Annotated in this window: 9 protein-coding genes; all 9 read right to left on the reverse strand. The window is 62.9% G+C overall.

Annotation, left to right across the window (positions count from 1 at the left end; translation table 11 throughout):
- Nucleotides 1–72: 72 nt before the first annotated feature.
- A complete protein-coding gene (locus O0881_RS14595) occupies nt 73–8,643 on the reverse strand; it encodes a YDG domain-containing protein (protein WP_289911896.1) in 8,571 nt (2,856 codons plus the stop codon).
- Between the two features lie 34 nt (nt 8,644–8,677).
- Nucleotides 8,678–10,345: a ShlB/FhaC/HecB family hemolysin secretion/activation protein gene (locus O0881_RS14600; protein WP_289911897.1), complete on the reverse strand. Its 1,668-nt coding sequence runs from the start codon at nt 10,343–10,345 to the stop codon at nt 8,678–8,680.
- Between the two features lie 624 nt (nt 10,346–10,969).
- Nucleotides 10,970–11,584 carry a c-type cytochrome gene (locus O0881_RS14605; protein ID WP_289911898.1) on the reverse strand — a complete coding sequence of 205 codons (615 nt, stop codon included), beginning with the start codon at nt 11,582–11,584 and terminating at the stop codon, nt 10,970–10,972.
- Between the two features lie 10 nt (nt 11,585–11,594).
- Complete coding sequence (locus O0881_RS14610) at nt 11,595–12,815, reverse strand: molybdopterin-dependent oxidoreductase (RefSeq protein WP_289911899.1); 1,221 nt, start codon at nt 12,813–12,815, stop codon at nt 11,595–11,597.
- Complete coding sequence (locus O0881_RS14615; protein ID WP_289911900.1) at nt 12,808–14,241, reverse strand: amino acid permease; 1,434 nt, start codon at nt 14,239–14,241, stop codon at nt 12,808–12,810. Before O0881_RS14615 ends, O0881_RS14610 begins: the two co-directional genes overlap by 8 nt.
- 279 nt (nt 14,242–14,520) lie before the next feature.
- Nucleotides 14,521–15,315 carry an ABC transporter permease subunit gene (locus O0881_RS14620; RefSeq protein ID WP_058049276.1) on the reverse strand — a complete coding sequence of 265 codons (795 nt, stop codon included), beginning with the start codon at nt 15,313–15,315 and terminating at the stop codon, nt 14,521–14,523.
- 79 nt (nt 15,316–15,394) lie between these two features.
- Complete coding sequence (locus tag O0881_RS14625; protein WP_289911901.1) at nt 15,395–16,228, reverse strand: taurine ABC transporter ATP-binding protein; 834 nt, start codon at nt 16,226–16,228, stop codon at nt 15,395–15,397.
- An 84-nt stretch (nt 16,229–16,312) separates the two neighbouring features.
- Complete coding sequence (gene tauA, locus O0881_RS14630) at nt 16,313–17,326, reverse strand: taurine ABC transporter substrate-binding protein (protein WP_289906734.1); 1,014 nt, start codon at nt 17,324–17,326, stop codon at nt 16,313–16,315.
- Nucleotides 17,327–17,486: 160 nt separating this feature from the next.
- Complete coding sequence (locus O0881_RS14635; RefSeq protein WP_289912235.1) at nt 17,487–18,896, reverse strand: FAD-dependent oxidoreductase; 1,410 nt, start codon at nt 18,894–18,896, stop codon at nt 17,487–17,489.
- Nucleotides 18,897–18,952 lie beyond the last annotated feature (56 nt).

Below are 18,952 nucleotides of genomic sequence, written 5' to 3' on the forward strand. Positions count from 1 at the left end.
CCGGCATAAAAAATGCCGCTTCGAAACACGAAGCGGCATCTCCGGCGTCCCCGCAAGGAGACGCCACGTGCCTTACTGGCTGTCCTGGCGCGTGTTGCCGCCAGCTTCGACCGGCAGGCGCAGCCCGCTATCGACCACGCTCAGGCGCAAGCCGGGCAGGACATTGTTGACGACATTGCCCGCCAGCTGCACCACCGGTGCGCTGCCCGCGGCGCCCTGCTCTGCCTCGCGCGGCGCATCCTGCGTGGCGGCGGACTTGCCTGGCGCCGCCTCGCCGCTGGCGATCATGTCGGCCTGCACCATATTACCCTGCGACGGCGCCACGGCAACAGCCGCGATCACGCTCGCGACCGCGCTTTGCAGCGCTTCCGTCGGCTTGACTGTCAGCACGCCGTCAACATAGTTCAGCGCGTAGTTGGTCGACGCCTGGCCCGATGCCGACACCAGATAACTGCCTGCCGCGGAAGCCGTCGTCGCCGGCGTGCCGAACGCCAGCTTGCCGCTCACTTCAGCGGCCAGCGTATCGCCACCGAGCAAGCCGCTGTAGCCGGCGCTGAAGTCGGGATTGGCGCGTCCCTGGTCTTTTTCGGCGTTATCGACCTTCACCGTCAGCGCTGCCTGCGTAATCGTGGCCGTGGTGCTGGCGGTGCCGTTGACCACGTAATTGCCCGCGTCCGCGCCGCTCAGGCGTATGCCCGCCACCGTCACCGTCTTGCCCACGCCCGCATTCTTGTCGCCGAAGCTGGCGCCATTGCTGGCAATACTCAGCTGATCATTGCCGATACGGTTGTCGCGCAGGGAGACAAGGGCATTCGTCGTAGCGTCATACACCTTGTTGACGCCGCTGACGCTCACCGTCAGCGTGGCTGGCGTGATATCCGCCGTGGTACTGGCCAGGTTGCTGGCCAGCACATAGTTGCCTGCATCGGCGCCGCCCAGGCCCAGACCGCTGATGGTCACGGTCTTGCCCGTTGCGGCATTCTTGTCGCCGAATGCGCCAAGGACGGGGCCGCCAGCCAGGCTCAAGGCGTCGCCGGCCACCATGCCATTGAAGCTGGCGCCCGCCAGGTTCAGGCTGGCTGCCGTGCCGCCGTCGTACACCTTGTTCGCTGCCACGATGCCGGAAATGGCGCTGATGGACGCCGGCGTGATGTTGGCCGTCAAGCCTGTGGGATTGCTGACCGTGTAGTTGCTGGCCAAGCCGGAGCCGTCCAGCAAGGTGGTGCCGCTGACCGTCACGGCCTTGGCATTGCCCGCGTTCTTGTCGCCAAACGCTGCCGTCTGTCCGGCGATGGCCAGGGTTTCGCCCGCCACCAGGCCAGCCAGGCTGCCGCCGCTCAGCTGCGCCACAGCATTACCGTCATACACCTTGTCGGCCGCCAGCTGGCCCACGACCGTCAGGGCTTTTGGCGTGATATCGGCCGTGCCACTGGCGGTATTGCTAACAAGAATGTAGTTGCCCGCATCGGCGCCAGCGAGCGTGATGCCGCTGATCGTCACCGTCTTGCCCGTGCCCGCATTCTTGTCGCTGAAGGCACTGGTGCCGGCCAGCGCCAGCGTATCGCCGCCGATCTTGCCATTGAAGGTCGCCGCGCCGTTCAGCGTGGCCGTGCTCAAGCCATCGTAGGTCTTGCTGTTCACGCCCACGTCCGTCACGCTGCCGATAGTTGCCTTGCCGATATCGGCCGTGCCGCTGGAAGCATTGCTGACAAGATTGTAGTTGCCCGCATCCGCGCCACCGAGGGTGATGCCGCTGACCGTCACCGTCTTGCCCGTGCCCGCATTCTTGTCGCCGAAGGCGCCGCTGCCGGCCAACGTCAGCACATCGCCGCTGATCTTGCCATTAAAGGTCGCCGCGCCGTTCAGCGTGGCCGTGGTCAAGCCATCGTAGATCTTGTTGTTGACGCCCACATTCGTCACGCTGCTGATGTCCGCCTTGGCGATGTCGGCCGTGCTGCTGGCAACAGTGCTGACAAGGTTGTAGTTGCCCGCATCGGCGCCAGCGAGAGTGATGCCGCTCACATTGACAGTCTTGCCGGTACCCGCATTCTTGTCGCTGAAGGCGCCATTGCCGGCCAGCGTCAGGCTGTCGTTGCCAATCTTGCCATTGAAGGTCGCCGTGCCGGTGAGCGTGGCATCCGCCAGGCCGTCGTAAGTCTTGTTATTGACGCCCACGTTCGTCACGCCGCTAATGCTTGCCTTGCTGATGTCGGCATTCACATTGCCCGGGCTGCTGAAGGTGTAATTGCTGGCCAGGCCGGTGCCGTCCTGCAAGATAGTGCCGCTGATCGTGACCAGCTTGCCCGTGCCGGCGTTCTTGTCGCTGAACGTGCCGACGCCGCCGCTGAAGCCCAGCGTTTCACCCGCGACCATGCCGCTCAAGGTGCCGCCCGACAACACGGCCGCCGTCGTGCCATCGTAGACCTTATTGCCTGCCGTCACTCCGGAGAGGGTGACGGCCTTGGGCGTGATACTGGCCGTGGCAGTGGCAGAATTATTAGTGAAAATATAATTTCCCACGTCGCTGCCGGACAAGGCGATATTGCTAATATTGACGGCCTTGTTGCTGCCCACGTTCTTATCCGTGAACGCCCCGTTCGCACTGAACAGCTGCACATCGTCGCCAGCAATCTTGCCATTAATCACGGCCGAGCTGGGGCTGAGACTGACGTTGAGGTTGCCGTTATAGACCTTGTCCAGGGCAGTCAAACCGCTAATGCCGGAAATCGTTGCCTTCGCGATATCCCCCGTCAGGCTGGCAGGCGCACTCAGCGTGTAGTTGCCGGCCAGACCAGTGCCATCGCTCAAGGTCACGCCGCCAACCGTAATGGTCTTGCCCGTGCCCGCGTTCTTGTCGCTGTAGCTGGCGCCCTGGACGATAAAGGCCAGGGTTTCCGAGTTGATCAGGCCATTCAAGGCGCCGCCGGCCAGGCTCGCATTGGCCGTGCCGTCGTAGACTTTATTGCCGCCACTCAAGCCCGTCAACGTCAACGCCTTGGCGCTGATATTGGCGCTGCTGGCGGCCGTGTCGCTGGCCAGGTTGTAATTGCCGGCATCCGTGCCGCCCAGCACGATGCCGCTGACATTGACGACCTTGCCATTGCCGGCGTTCTTGTCGCTGAACGTGCCGACCGCGTTGGACACCGTCAGGTTGTCGCCGGCCACCATGCCGCTGAAAGCGGCGCCTGCCGTGTTCAGGCTGGCGGCCATGCTGCCGTCATACACCTTGTTGCCGGCCGCCAAGCCGCTCACGCTGGCGATGGTGGCCTTGGCGATATCGGCGCTGCTGCTGGCCGTGCTGCCGGTCAGGTTGTAATTACCCGCATCCGTGCCGCCCAGCGCGATGCCGCTGATGCTGACCGTCTTGCCATTGCCCGCATTCTTGTCGGCAAAGCTGCCGCTGGCGCCCGACACGCTCAAGCTGTCGCCGGCCACCATGCCGGCAAATGCGGCGCCCGCCGTATTCAGGCTGGCAGTGGCATTGCCGTCATACACTTTATTTTCAGCAACGATGCCGGTCACGCCATTGATGGTGGCCTTGCTGATATTAGCGCTGCTGCTGGCCGTGCTGCTGGTCAGGTTGTAGTTGCCCGCATCCGTGCCGCCCAAGGTAATGCCGCTGATATTGACCGTCTTGCCGTTGGCGGCGTTCTTGTCGGCAAAGCTGCCGCTGGCGCCCGACACCGTCAGGCTGTCGCCGCCCACCATGCCCGTAAACGAGGCGCCCGCCGTATTCAGGCTGGCGGCGGCGCTGCCGTCATACACCTTGTTGCCGGCTACGATGCCAGCCACGCCGCTGATGGTGGCCTTGCTGATATCGGCTGTGCCGCTGGCCGTGCTGCTGGCCAGGTTGTAATTGCCCGCGTCCGTGCCACCCAGCGCGATGCCGCTGATGCTGACCGTCTTGCCGCTGGCGGCGTTCTTGTCGGCAAAGCTGCCGCTGGCGCCCGAGACCGTCAGGCTGTCGCCGGCCACCATGCCGGCAAATGCGGCGCCCGCCGCGTTCAGGCTGGCAGCGGCATTGCCGTCATACACTTTATTTTCAGCAACGATGCCCGTCACGCCATTGATAGTGGCCTTGCTGATGTTGGCCGTCGTGCTGGCCGTGCTGCTGGCCAAAGTATAGTTATCGGCATCCGTGCCGCCCAAGGTCATGCCGCTGATATTGACCGTCTTGCCGTTGGCGGCATTCTTGTCGACGAAGCTGCCGCTGGCGCCCGACACCGTCAGGCTGTCGCCGCCCACCATGCCCGCAAACGTGGCCCCTGCCGTGTTCAGGCTGGCGGCGGCGCTGCCGTCATACGTCTTGTTGCCGGCGACGATACCGCCCACGCTGGCGATGGTGGCCTTGCTGATGTCTGCCGTCGTGCTGGCCGTGGTGCCGGTCAGGTTGTAGTTGCCCGCGTCCGTGCCGCCCAGAACAATACCGCTGATGCTGACCGTCTTGCCGTTGCCCGCATTCTTGTCGCCGAAGCTGCCGCTGGCGCCCGATACGCTCAGGCTGTCGCCGCCCACCATGCCCGCAAACGTGGCGCCCGCCGTGTTGAGGCTGGCGTTGGCGTTGCCGTCATACGTCTTGTTGCCGGCGACGATGCCGGTCACGGCGCTGATGGTGGCCTTGCTGATATCCCCCGTCAAGCCAACGACAGGCGCGAGCGCATAGTTGCCGCCGGCGCTGCCGCCCAGGGCGGCGTCGATCGTCACGGCAATGCCGTTGCCCGCATTCTTGCTCGCATACGTGCCATTCACGGTCGAGCTCACATTGGCCAGGTCGCCGGCCAGCACGCCGCTCAGGGTGCCGCTGATGGAAGCCGTGGTGGTGCCGTCGTACACCTTGCCAGTCACGGCCGCGCCATTCAGGGTGACGGACTTGGGCGTGATCACCAGACCGCCATCGATATAGCTGATCGCATAGCCGGACTGCCCGCCGGAAGAGTACAGGCCGCTGGCCGACACGCCATACGTGCCCGCATTCACGGCGCCAGCGGCATTGCCCGCATACACGGGCGTGCCCAGCAGGCTGGCGCCTGCCACCGTGTTCGAGTAGGTAAGGCTATTGCTGCCGCCCGCGTAGGCCACGCCGTCATACACCTTGCTGTCGTAGGAAACGCGCACGGTGATCTGCTTCATGAACGAGCGCAGGAAAGGCGCGCTCTGGCCATCGTAGACCACCCACATCTGCGCCAATTCCCAGCCGGCGCCCGTGTAGTTCGACAGGTTCTTCAGCTGCGTTGTCGTCATGGCCGTGCCGCCCGCGCTGGTCCCCTGGCCGCTGCTTTGCGTGTCCCAGTAGCTGCCCGTGACACTGCCCGCATTGGCGCCCGCCAGGCCACCTACGCTGCTGACACCGCTCACGCTGCCGTTCGCGTAACTGTTCGCAATGCTGCCGTTATTGCTGCCCACCAGGCCGCCAATGGCGCTCGTGCCGCTCACGGCGCCGCTGGCATAGCTGTCCACGACCGTACCCGTATTACTGCCCACCAGGCCGCCGCCGGTGGAGGTGCTCGTCACGCCGCTGGTGGCAAAGCTGCCGCTGATGGTGCCCGCATTGCTGCCGGCCAGGGCGCCCACGTTGGTGCCGCCCGCCACGCTGCCGCCGGACAAGCCGATATTCGCCACCACGCCCCCGCTGCCGATGGCGCCGAACAGGCCAACATTGCTTGCGCCCGCCTTGGCGATGTTCAGGCTGGAAATGATATGCCCGGTGCCGTCGAGGCTACCCGTGAAGGCCGACCCTGCCGTGCCGACCGGGATGAAGCCCGTGCTGCCCCACACGTCATTGCCGTTCGCGGCCGTGCTGGCTGCGCTGAAGCTGCTGCCCAGCGTGTAGCTGGCGGCCTTGTTCATTGCCATCAATTGCAGCTGGTGCGTGGAATTGATGGTGTTCGACCATTCCGACGCCAGCATGGGGCGCGTACCGGCGCTCGCGCCATTGATGGAACCGTCGCCGCTGACGATCACCCAGTTGTTGCCCGCCGCACCGGCCGTGTTGGTGAAATTGAAACCTGTAAAATTACTGCCTTGCAACATCTGCGCCGCGCTCAAGCCTTGGGCAACGGTGCTTGCACCATTGCCTACATGGCCAACGGCAGTTGCCCCCGAGTTCAGCGTGTTGTTGAAGTAGGCATTGACAATGGAACCACCATTGTGGTCACCGACAATGGCGCCGTTATTAACGCCGGTCGTCGTCAGCTTGCCCGAATAATATACATTAGTGAGGGCAGTACCAATGTTATAGCCCACCACGCCACCCACGGTGGAATTGCCTGTCACATTACCAGTGGCATAGCTATTGCTTACAGGGCCGGCGGACACGCCAACCAGGCCGCCGATATTGTTGCCCGTCCCCGTCACGTTGCCGGTGGCATAGCTGTTATCGACCGTGCCGCTTTCTATCCGGCCCAGCAAGCCGCCCAGGCCGGATACACCCGTGACATTGCCCGTCGCATAGCTGTTCGTGACCGTGCCGCCATCCGTATTGATGGCGGCCAGGCCGCCGCCATAGCTGCCGCCAGCACTGCCGACGCTGACGGCGCCCGTGGCGTAGCTATCGCTGATCGTGCCTCGGTTGTACACGGCCAGGCCGCCGGCAAAATAACTGATCGAGCTGGTAGCGGCCGAACTGGAACTGCTCTTGATCAAACCACCGGCAGCATTCACGCCGACCAGGCCTGCAGCGGCGCCGTATCCATAGCCAACCCTGATATTCGTGGCGGCGACCGTCCCTGCGGCACGGCTGTTGCTGACCGTGCCGGCATTGGTGCCCACCAGTCCGCCCATATTGACGTAACCGGCGCCATGCACGGCGCCGCTGCTGCTCACATTGTTGATCGTGCCCGCATTGTAGCCAGCCAGCGCGCCAACATCCGTGTAGGTGGCGCCAGACACGGCTTGCGAACCCGTGATGTTGACATTGCTCAAGCTCAGGTTGCGCACGCTGCCGGCGGCACCGATGTTGCCGAACATCCCCACCGGCATCTCGGGGCGGTTGATGGTCAAGCCATACAGCTCATGCCCCAGGCCGTCAAACTTGCCCGTGAATGGCGTGCCGGCGCTGCCGATGGGTACAAATCCCTTGCCGCTGTCCCAGCTGCCCGTGGCGCTGGCATCGATATTGCTGCCCAGTACATAGTTGCCGGACAAATTGCCCTGCATGCCCTGCACATCGTTGCCGCTCGTGCTGTTGAAAGCGCCCAGGCTGTTGATCACCTGATACACGGTCACGCTGCCGTTACTGCCCAGCTTGGTGCTGAAATTATTGCCCGATGGCAAATCGACTTCCGCCTTGACGTTATAGGTGGACAGATTGCCGGCCGCGAGCGCGCTCTGGCCATATTCGAGGGCCAGGCTGGCCGTGCCCGCGCCGCGCATGGCCTTGTTGATGTTGATATTGTTTTGCGCCGTCAGGGTCAGCTTGTTGGCCGTCCAGTTGATATTGTCGTTGACGTTGATATTGCCTTGCGTGCCGCTGCCGCCCGACACGCTCTGGATCTGCACATTGCCCGACTTCAAGGAGTTGCTCAGGAAAATGCCCGTCATGTCGCCGCCGGAAACGGCGATATTGAAGTCGGTCGGATCGATCAGCCATGTGCCGGACAAGCCCTTGGCCGATGCCGTCGTTACCTTCAGCGCATCGTCGATCTTTACGTGCGCGGCCGAGGTGTCGATGAAGCCGCCATTGCCGCCCGCAGGCGCGCTGGCGTCCAGGGTGCCCGCCGCGTTCACCGTGCCGCTTTGCATGTCGCCCAGCAACTTGATCGTGCCGCCGCGCGTGTCGATGCTGTGCGCCTCGATCACACCCGTGTTGTTGACGACGGTTTTCAGCAAGTCGCCCGCCGCCTGCGCCGTCAGGACGACGCTGCCGCCATCGGCCTGGATCAAGCCGCCGTTGTTCACGAGCGCGCCCACGGCGCCCCGGTCCACCGCCACGTTCAGCAAGCCGTCGCCCGCCACGTCCAGCGTGATGGCGCGGCCCGCCGCCAGGGCCACCGAGCCCAGGCGCGCCTGGATCGTGCCTTCGTTCGATACGTTCGCGCCCAACAAGGCCACATAGCCGCCCGGCGCGCTGATGTTGCCCTGGTTCAAGACTTTACCGCTGCCATTGCCGGAAAACTGGTACTTGCCCGCCATGAAGTCGGCATTGCTGATATCCAGGGTCGAGGCCACCAGGCCGGCCGTGTTCACGGACGCGCCGTGGCCGAACAGCACGCCGTTCGGGTTGACGATGAACACCTTGCCATTGGCCGACAGATTGCCCAGGATGGTCGTGCCGTCGCTGCCCAGCACGCGGTTCAAGGCCACCGCATTGCTGTTGGGCTGCTGGAACTGCACCGATTCGCCCTTGCCGATATTGAAACTGGCCCAGTTGATGACGGCGTTCTGGCTGCCCTGCTGGATCACGGTATTTCCCGGCGCGCCATTGATGGAAGCCTGGCCCGCCACCACCGTGCCGCCCGCCGGCCCCGCCAGGGCCAGGGAGCCATAACCGAGCATCAGCGCCGCCGCCATGCCGGTCAGGGCGAAATGCGCGCCGCCCCCGCTGCTGCCCGGCATCGAGCGCTTGCCGGCGGATTTGACGTTTTCGGAAACGGCGGCGTAGGCGCCGGTGGCCTGGTTCCAGATGGAGCGGTAGATGCGGTTCATGGCAGTGTCCTGATGTTTTTATTGATGTAGTAATTTAGAAATACTTGACGGCTTGCAGCCAGAAGCGTCCTGCCGCATCGGGGGCGGAAGTCGCCTTGGCATTGCCCAGCTTGTGCGCGTAATACGCCTTCAGCACGAGCGCGTTGGCGCCCGTCCACGTCACGCCCACGCCCGCGCCGCTCAGGGTGCGGCGGTTGTCGCCGGCGCTCCAGGCATCGCGGTTCAGCTTGACGGTGCCCGTGTCGGCAAAGGCCAGCACTTGCAGCTGGCCGGGAAAGGCCGTGAACGCCGTCACGTTCTGGCGCAGCTCCACATTCAGCACATAGCCCTGGTCGCCATACGCTTCGCCGCCCGGATAGGCGCGTACGCCGCCCACGCCGCCGATGCCCATCTTTTCGGAAACATCGAGGTTTTTCGACGCCGCCTGGCCGCTGACGGTGCCGAACAAGCTCGTCTCGCCGCCCAGGCTTTGCACACGCGCCGCGTTGAAGGCCAGCTTGTTGAAGTGGCCATTGCTGTTCACCGTCGCGCGGTCGAGCGCCAGGGTTGCCGGCGTCTCGATATCGATCTTGCCCGTGGTGAAGGTCAGCGAATACGTGCTGGCGCCGCCACCGCCCCAGCCATCCTTGCTGTCGCCATTCAGATTCAGCATCCACACCTTGGCCTTCTTGTCGTTGACGCTGCCCGTCGATTCCGTGCGGTCCTGGAAGGTCTTGTCGTCATAGCTGACCTGTGCGTACAGGTTATTGCTGCGCGAGCGGATCAGCGGATAACTGCCATACGCGCTGGCGATCTTCGCCGTGCCCTTGGCGTCGAGCACGGCAAATTCCTTGCCCAGCTTGTAGTCCATATAGGTGTAGGCGCCGCCCAGGCGCAGCAAGCCCGCCTGCCCCTGGTAGGCCAGGCGGCCATAGTTCAGGCCGTCGGCCGAGGTGAACGCGCGCACGGTGGCCACGTCGCCGATGCCGGCCAGTTCATTGATGTTCAGGGTGGCGCCGATGCGGTTGCGGCCCGTGTAACGGTTGCCCTGGTTGTCCAGATCGATGCTGCCGTTGAAACGCGAACCCGGCTGCACGTCGACGATCAGGTCGGACGCGCCCAGCGAGGCCCCCGGCGCCAGCGTCGAGCTGACCTGCACGCCCGGCAAATCCGACAGCAGCAGCAAGCGGCGTTCCAGCGGCGCCGTGGCGATCACCTGCCCGTCCAGGCCCGCCAGCACGGTGCCGGCCAGGCCGTCGGACAGATTGCTCTGGTTGCGCAGTTGCACCTGGCCATACTGGCCTGGCAACACGCTGATCGTGACGACGCCATCCTGGATATCTTGCGCGGGCAAATAGGCTTGCGCGAGGAAATAGCCGCGGTTCTGGTAATAGCTGGCGATGTTGGACGCCATGGCGCGCAGCTCGCCCAGGGTCAGCTCGCTGCCCGGAGTAAATCCCGAGGCGGCCACCAGTTCGCTCTCGGTGAAGACTGGCGGCGCCGCGATCTGCAGGCGCTGCACGGTGATGCGCGTCGTGTCGCCCACCGTGGCGGCGGGCACATTGCCCTGCTGCACGCGGATGGCGGGCGGCGCTTTCGGCAGCGAGGGCGCCACGGGAATCTGCTGCAGCTGGCTGCCGGCACCGGGGGGATCGACGGCCCAGGCGGTCTGTATCAGCGCCAGCAAGGGCAGCAGGGTCAACGGAAGTAATTTGGTGTTCAAGGTCATCCTTTCAGGCGGCGCGCCCGCGCCAGGCTCGCCGCTTCCGGCTGCACTGACGGGGAATACAAGAGCTGAACGGAGAAATACTTTTTTGATATCAATGTTAAATACAATGACAATGAAAAAATAAAATTCTCACCAGCAACATTGATCCATTTTAGCGCGCCATGCGACGGGAGAATACCTATCTGGATGGCTCATTCACTACATTGGTGCAGCCGAAACGTCGGTGTCAGTAACATCCCCAAAGCCGCCTGAAAATGCACCTTTCCACTGAGAAATTCGTTGTCTTCGTGCAACAAAACTCCCGTCACTTCACTATCGACATGCAACTTTACCCAGCGAAAATATTGGTTTCGATGATGAACCATTGATATTGTCGCAATACAAAACAATGTTATGTTTTACATACAATGGATCTCTGTCCAAGACACAATTTCTTGCGCCATGAGAACATGTAACATTCTTGTAAAAATGAATTACCAATCCATTAATGTTGGAAATCGAATGTGCAGAGTAGCGGCGTGACAGCCTGCCGGCATGTCGAGCGCAAGGCTGACATACCGGCAGGCTGTGGAGAGGAAGATGGGTGGAAGAGCGCTAGCGCGCCGATCTGGCCAGATGCTACCTGGACAGCACGTATTTCGCCAGGGTCGCCGCATCGGCTTCGCTGAGCTGGCTGAACGGCGGCATGGGCACGGGGCCCCATTTGCCCGCGCCGCCACTGCGGATGTTGGCCGCCACGGAGGCAATGCCGTCCTTGCCCTTGTACCTGGCCGCCACTTCCGCAAAGCCGGGGCCGACCACTTTCTGGTCGAGGGCGTGGCATGCCATGCAGCCATTCGCCGCCAGCAAGGTTTTGACATCCTTGCCGCCCGTAGCCGGGACGGCGGCTGCCACGGGTTTGGCGACGGCGGCGGCAGGCATGGCGGCGCCCCGCTCCGCGCCATAGGTTTTCACCAGGTAATCGACCATGGCCGGCACGTCCGCGTCGTCAAACTGGGCGCCGAACGGCTTTTTCATCTTCTTGACGGTCGCTTCCCAGTAGGCGCGCGGCGAGGCGGGCGGCTGGGTCGATGCGTACTGGGCCGCATGGCACGTCATGCAGTTGCGCTGCACCAGCTGGTAGCCAGGCAATTCGCTGGGTTTATAGGTCGCCGTTTCCGGCGGCAAGTGGATGTCCAGCGCGCACGCGCCGCCCGCCGCCGACAGTGCCAGCGCGGCAAGTAATATCTTCATATGGTTCTCCTCAGACTGCCTGGATGCGCGTGGTTTCCACCACGTTGCGCATATAACCCATGGGATTCCACAGGGCTTTCATGGGCTGGCTCTGGCCGATGCGGTTGACGGCGCGCACCATCAGCACATGCTTGCCCTTGCGCGGCGCCTTCATGAGCATCGTCCACTCGCGGAACGAAAAGCGCCCCAGGTCCTTGCCCAGCCTGGCTTCCTGCCAGCTCTGGCCGCCATCCACCGAGACGGTCACCTCGCTGATGCCCTGGCCGCCATCAAACGCGATGCCGCGCAGGGCCAGGTCGCGTCCCGCCTTCACTTGCGCGCCATCTTGCACGCTGGTAATGAAGGAGCGCACGTTGAGGCGGCTGATCGGCGTCGTCTTGCCCACGGGCGCGCCCGGTTCGATGAAGCCGGAACCATTGTCGGGAATGCGGTAGCCCGTGCTCATCCAGAAGCCGTCGAAGGGCTTGTCCAGCACGGTGATGTCGCTCAGATGCTTGACCCAGTAGGTGCCGTAATAGCCGGGCACGATCAGGCGCAGCGGGTAGCCGTTGAGGAAAGGAATGTCCTCGCCATTCATGGCCCAGGCCAGCATGACGTCGCCGGCCATGATGTGCTCGACGGACAGGGCCTTTTGAAAGTCGGGACCGTCGCCCACGGGCGGCGTTTCCAGGCCATTGAAGGCCACTTGCACGGCATTGGCCGCGATGCCGGCCTTTTCCAGCACGATTTTCAGGGGGATGCCCTTCCAGCGGGCATTGCCCATGGCGCCATTACCCAGCTGCCCGCCATTCGCACGGGGGGCAAAAAAGCCGCGGCTGTTGCCTGAACATTGCGTCACGGCCACCACGTCAACGGGCTCGGCCAGCTGCTTCAGTTCCGCCAGCGACAGTTCCAAGGGCGTCTTGACGAGGCCGGCGATGCGCAGCCGGTAGCTGTCGCCGTCTATGCTGGTGGGCAAGCCGCTCCAGTGATAACGCACGAAAAACGCATCGTTGGGCGTGATCGCGCCTTCATTGAACACGCCGAACGGCGTTTCCAGCTGCGGCGGACGGCTGGTCAGCAGGATCAGCGGGCGCTTTTGCGGGAAGGCCACCAGCTCGCGCTCGCCGTTTTCAAACGGCAAGGTGACGGAAGCGGCCAGGCCCGGCCCCGCCACTGCGGCGGCGCCCAGGGCGGCCGTCGTGCGCAGGAAGCGGCGCCGGCCTGCGGGCAACAAGGTCGTGTCAGACATGTTTGAGCTCCACTTTGGTGTCGGCCGCCTCACCGCCGTTGCGGTCGTCGTTGACCAGCTTCTTGATGTAATACATGACGCTCAGGATGACCACGCTCAGCAGGCCGAACCAGAACGACACGCGCTGCTCCGTATCGGACGACACGCTCATGGCGCCCAGGATCACCAGCATGGCGATGATGGTGAAATACGTCAGGTAAGGAAACAGCCACATGCGCACCTTGATGCGTTCCGGGCATTCGCGTTCCAGGCGGCGACGCAGACGCAATTGAGATATCGCAATGAGCAGGTACACAAACAGGATCAGGATGCCGTAAGAGTTGACGATGAAGGGGAACACGAGGTCAGCCGACACATACGAGACGGCAATGGCAAAGTAGGCGAACAAGGTGCTGAACAGGATGGCGCGGATCGGCACGCCGTTCTTGCTCAGCTTGACCAGGCCTGTGGGCGCATCGCCGCGGCGCGTCAGCGCAAAGATCATGCGCGACGAGGCGTACAGGCTGGAATTCAAGGCCGACAGCACGGCCGTCAGGATGATAGCGTTCATGATGTGGGCCGCGTACGGGATGTTCATGACGGTCAGGGCGCTGACGAAAGGCGTGGCGATGGCTGGCGAATCCCAGGGCACGATGCAGACGACGACAAACATGGAGCCGACATAGAACATCAGCACGCGCGTGATGACGGAATTGGTGGCGCGGGCGATGGCCTTGGCCGGGTCCGACGTTTCGGCGGCGGCGATGGTGACGATTTCGGCGCCCGAATAAAAGGCCGTGGCGGCGACGGCGCCGCTGAGCACGGGGCCCCAGCCATGCGGCATGAAGCCGCCGTTGCTGGTCAAAAAGCCCAGGGTCGGGATGCTGTTAGGCAAGCTTCCCGTGATGAACAAGGCGCCGATAAACAGGAAGACGATGATGGCGACCACCTTGATCGAGGCGAACCAGAACTCGAATTCGCCAAACGCCTTCACGGAGAACAGGTTCAGGATGGTCATCGACACGAGCAGCACCAGGCTGATCGACCACGACGGCACGTCGGGCAGCCAGAAGTTGACCAATTTCGCACCGGCAATGGCTTCCAGGGCCACGACGACGACCCAGAAATACCAGTACATCCAGCCGCTCATGAAGCCGAGGAATTTCGACACCTTCGGCTTGTCGTCGAAAGCCAGGCGCGCATATTCGTAGAAGGAGCCGACCACGGGCAGGGACGAGGCCAGCTCGCCCAGCATGCGCATGATCAGGACGACGAGGCCGCCCGTGAGCAGGAAGGAAAGGATGGCGGCCGGGCCGGCGGCCTTGGCGATGACGCCGCTGCCGACAAAGAGGCCGGCGCCGATCACGCCGCCGATGGCGATCATGCTCATGTGGCGTTGCTTGAGCGAGTGCTGCAAGCCGGTACTGTTATGCGATTCGCTAATCATGTTTTGTCTCCTGAAAATCTCTGAAGCTCGGTGCGCCCTGCCTGCTGCGGCTTGTTCTTGCCGCGCGGCTTTGTTTTATTTAGGCAACACCGTCAAGCAGCATCGATACATCGTGTGAATCAGTCTGGTTGGCCGCATTCCATAAGTCAATCTGGAAATGCAGCGGCCCGGCGCGGCGCCCGAGGGACAAGCGCGCTGGAGGGTAAGTACGGCTTATTGCGGATTAAAAAAAGGAGCGGCGGCAACACTTGTGGCGTGCACGCCACTCCCGGGAACGTCTTACACCTTGCCCTTCCATGGCACGAGGGTACGTTCGAGGTAACGCATCATCAAATCAAACAGGAAAGCGAAGAAGCCGATCACGATAATGCCCATGATCACCACGTCGCTGGCCAGGAACTCGGAAGCGCTGAGCACCATGTAACCGAGGCCGCGCGTGGCCGCCACCATTTCGCCCGCCACCAGGGTGGTCCAGCCCACGCCGATGCCGATGCGCATGCCGGTGAGGATTTCCGGTATCGCCGCGCGCAAAATCACGTGCACGATAACCTGGAAACGGGTGGCGCCCATCGAGTAGGCCGCATGGATTTGCTCCAGTGAAACAGAGCTGACGCCCGCGCGGGCCGCGATCGCCATCGGTGCGAAGATGGCCAGGAAGATCAGGTAGACCTTCGAAAACTCGCCGATGCCGAACCAGATGATGACCAGTGGCAAGTAAGCAAGCGGCGGCAATGGACGGTAGAACTCGATCAAGGGATCGAAGATCCCCCGCGCCACGCGGTTGACGCCCATCATCACGCCGACGGGAATGGCAAACAGGCAAGCCAGGCCAAAGGCGCCGAACACGCGCACCAGGCTGGCCACCGTGTGTTCCCACAGGGTGGCTCCGCCGAAACCGGTGGTGGCCGCCATGATGAATTTTTCATACACGGCTTGCGGAGAAGGTAAAAACAAGGGTTTCACCATGCCGCTGGCCGTCACGCCAAACCACAGCAAGAGCACGGCGATGACGGTGACGGTGGCGATGCGGCTGGAATTGCCCTGCCCCGGCGCGCCGAACGCTTCGCCGGGCATGGCGCAGCGGGGGGCGAACAGGCGGCCGAAGAAGCCGGCGCGCTTGGCGGTGGTGGGAGGAAATCCCACGACGGATGGGCTATGCATGGGACACCTCCAGCTCTTTATTGACGGCGCGCTCTTGGTTCATTGCGCGCTCGTCGCCATAAATGATGTTGAGCACCGTTTCGCGCATCTTGATGAAGTCCGGGCTCGATTTCACGGCGCGCGCATCGCGGCACTCGAGGAAGCGCTTGTTGAAATCGAGTTCATACGTGTGCGTGATGCGGCCCGGACGGGGCGACATGACGATCAGCCGGTTCGCCAGGAACAGCGCTTCGTCGACGCTGTGGGTAATGAAGAAGAACATGGTGCTGGACTTGGCCCAGATATCGAGCAGCAACTCCTGGATGGTTTCGCGGGTCAGCGCGTCGAGCGCCGCCATCGGTTCATCCATCAGCAGCATGGCGGGATTGCTGGTCAGGGCGCGGGCGATGCCCACCCTTTGCTGCATGCCGCCCGACAATTGATAAATCATATTGTCGTGAAAGTCCTTCAAGCCGACCAGCGCCAGGTTCTTGGCCGCCTGTTCACGCCGCACGGATTTCGGCACGCCTTGCAGCTTCAAGCCGAATTCCACGTTTTCCATCACGTTCAGCCACGGCAGCAAGGCATGTTTCTGGAATACGACGCCACGGTCGGCGCCCGGCCCTTCCACTTTATTGTCGCCGAGCATGATTTCGCCCTTGGACGGGGCGATAAAGCCTGCCATCAGGCTCAGCAAGGTAGTCTTGCCGCAGCCCGAGGCGCCCAGCGCGACGACAAAGTCGCCGCTATTAATGGTGAGATTGATATTATTTAAGGCATGTACGCGTTCACCGGCCGTCTTGCCCGGATAAATCACGCTGACATCCTTGACGTAGAGATTTTCCATCGTGTGCCCCGCATAGGTGTAGTCACTTCAGTTCAACGTATTCTGTTCAGTCAGCGCGCCTGCAGGCGCACCATCGCACAACGTTTACTTCAGCAGGCCGGCGGCCTGTGCATACTTGGGTGTCACATATTTGGCGTAATCGCTTGCCAGGGTGTCGATCTTGCCTTCGCCCTTCAAAAATTGCGCCGTGGCCAGCAAGGCTTGCGCCACGCCGCCCTTCGCGCCGCCACCGAGCCAGGCCGGCGACGCCTGTTCCTGCAGCGAGGGATAGGCGTACAGGGCCACGGAAGCGGCCACGTCCTTGGCGGCCGCGCCCGAATGCTTGACGTTGGCTTTCACTTGTGGGGAGTCAATGGTCCACGCCTTCGGATTGGCGCGGTAGTCGGCGTCGGCAGCGGCCATCACCTTGACGAACTTGGCCATGAAGTCCGCGTTCGCTTCGCCCCAGGCGCGCTCGACGGCCATGCCGTCAAACGTGGCCTTGCCCTTCTTGCTCAGTTCGCCGGAAGTGACCAGCACCTTGCCGTTTTGCTTGAGTTTGCTCAAGGCCGGGTCCCACACGAAGGCGGCGTCGATGTCGCCCCGCTCCCAGGCGGCGGCGATCTGGTTCGGCTGCATGTTCAGCAATTTCACTTCCGTGGGCTTGATGCCCCACGTTTCCAGCGCGAACATGGTGTGAAAATGCGTGGTGGAAACGAATGGCACGGCGATCTTCTTGCCGCGCAAGTCCGTGGGCTTGCTGATGCCGGCGCCGTTGCGCGCCACCATCGCTTCGGCTTCGTTGATGTCGTCGATGATCCAGAACAGCTGCAGGTCGACGCCGCGGCTGACGGCCGCCGTCAATGGGCTCGAACCGATGACGCCGATCTGCACGTCGCCGGACGCCATGCCGGTGGCCACCTTGGCGCCCGAATCGAATTTGCGCCAATTGATCTTGTAGCCGGTGGTTTTTTCCACTTCGCCGCTGGCGATGGCCACCAGGAAGGGACCGTTGATTTCCTGGTAGGCAATCGTCACTTCCTTGCCTTGCGCGAAGGCCGTGCCGCTGGAGGCGGCAACGACACCCAGCACCAGGGTGCCGAGGACGGCGCGGCGCATCGTTGAAAATACCGTGTTTTTGCTCGTGTATGTGTTCATGTCTCACTCCAAGTTATTGTTATGTGTGAACGTGCGGGCAATCTCATCCCTTGCGGGAGGCGCCGTTGGTTGCTCTATGTCAACTCATACGGCGGCTTAGTACGGCTACTGCTATTACTATTTAAAACACTTCATCCTTCAGGTGATACCAGCGGTACAGGAAGCGCTGGCCCAGGCGGCGGAACGGGGCGAACGCTTGCGACTCGACCAGTTCCATCATGTTGGGATACGGCAGTTTCGAATTGAAGATCGGCAAGCCCGTGTCGCTGGCCTTGCCGGCGATGCGCTCGGCCATGCGCCGGCCCGCCTGCGCCGAATACATGACGCCGTTGCCGCCGTAGCCGAGCGAATAGAAGATCGATTGCTTCGGGTCCGGTTGCACGATGCGCGGCATCATGTCGTGGCTGACGTCGACCCAGCCCCACCACGAGTAATCGATGCCGATACCCGTCAGCGCGGGGAACTTGCGGTGCAGATCGTTGATCAAAAACTGTTTGTATTTGTCGTCCGGCGCGTCGGCGCCCGTGATGGCGCTGCGGCTGCCGATCTGCACGCGGTTGTCCGGCATCAAGCGGTAGTAGTGGCGCAAGATGCGCGTATCCGTGATCACCTGGTGGGTGCGGAAGTTGCACGCCTCGATTTCCGCCGGGGTCAACGGGCGCGTGACGAGCGAGTTCGACAGAATCGGCAGCAAGCGGTTCTTCACTTGCGGATGCAAGTGCGGCGAGGTGTAGCCGCCCGTGGCCACGGCCACGGAACGGGCACGCACCACGCCGCCCGGCGTTTGCAGATAATGTACGCCATTGCGCGTCTCCCAGCCCATCACGGGGCTGGACGGATGCACCTTGGCGCCCAGCGCGCGCGCCTTGCGCAGGTAGCCGAAGGCCAGCTTGCCCGCATGGATGCCGATGCCTTCCGGCTCGTGCAGCGCGCCGGCCGCTTCCTTGTCGTCGACGTACTCGCGCTTGACGGTGTCGGCGTCGAGGATGCGGGCGTCGTACTTGAAGATCTCGCGCATCACCTTGGCTTCTTTTTCCAGCGCGGGCATGGCTTTCGCCTTGTGGGCGATGTACAGGTGGCCGCCCGGCTGCGGGTCGCAATCGATGTCGGCCGTGATCTTCTTGAACGTTTCCATCGCGTCGCACACTTCCGCGTGCAGTTTCAGGGCCGTGTCCAGGCCATAACGGTCTATCCACTGCGAACGCTTCAGGCGGCCCGTCGTGCACTGGGCCTGGCCGCCATTGCGCGTGCTGCAGCCCCAGCTGACCCGGTTCGCTTCCAGCACGGTGGCCTTGATGCCGTGTTCCTGGGCCAAAAAGATGGCGCAGGACAGGCCGGTAAAACCCGAGCCGATGATGGCCACGTCGACGTCGATGTCATGCGTGATGGGGCCGTCGTCGGCGGGCGGCTCGCCGGCCGTGCCGATCCAGTAGGTGGGCGCGTAGGCATTGCCATGGCCGGGGCGCTGGGCCACCAGCGGATCGAAGGCGGGGTCGTAGGGCGAGCGGGCGGCGGTGCTGTTGTTGCCCATTACGCCAGGCGGGGTGTCGACAGGTTTGTTCATGGTCATTCCTGGTGAACGTGCTG

The organism is Janthinobacterium sp. SUN100, assembly GCF_030397705.1.
In the GTDB taxonomy this organism is placed as follows: Bacteria; Pseudomonadota; Gammaproteobacteria; order Burkholderiales; family Burkholderiaceae_D; genus Janthinobacterium; species Janthinobacterium kumbetense.

Excerpts from the sequence above, each read along its gene's own strand:
- O0881_RS14595 (WP_289911896.1), bottom strand. The coding sequence starts at position 8,643 with ATGAACCGCATCTACCGCTCCATCTGGAACCAGGCCACCGGCGCCTAC.
- O0881_RS14605 (WP_289911898.1), bottom strand. The coding sequence starts at position 11,584 with ATGAAGATATTACTTGCCGCGCTGGCACTGTCGGCGGCGGGCGGCGCG.
- O0881_RS14610 (WP_289911899.1), bottom strand. The coding sequence starts at position 12,815 with ATGTCTGACACGACCTTGTTGCCCGCAGGCCGGCGCCGCTTCCTGCGC.
- O0881_RS14615 (WP_289911900.1), bottom strand. The coding sequence starts at position 14,241 with ATGATTAGCGAATCGCATAACAGTACCGGCTTGCAGCACTCGCTCAAG.
- O0881_RS14620 (WP_058049276.1), bottom strand. The coding sequence starts at position 15,315 with ATGCCCGGCGAAGCGTTCGGCGCGCCGGGGCAGGGCAATTCCAGCCGC.
- O0881_RS14625 (WP_289911901.1), bottom strand. The coding sequence starts at position 16,228 with ATGGAAAATCTCTACGTCAAGGATGTCAGCGTGATTTATCCGGGCAAG.
- tauA (WP_289906734.1), bottom strand. The coding sequence starts at position 17,326 with ATGCGCCGCGCCGTCCTCGGCACCCTGGTGCTGGGTGTCGTTGCCGCC.
- O0881_RS14635 (WP_289912235.1), bottom strand. The coding sequence starts at position 18,896 with ATGGGCAACAACAGCACCGCCGCCCGCTCGCCCTACGACCCCGCCTTC.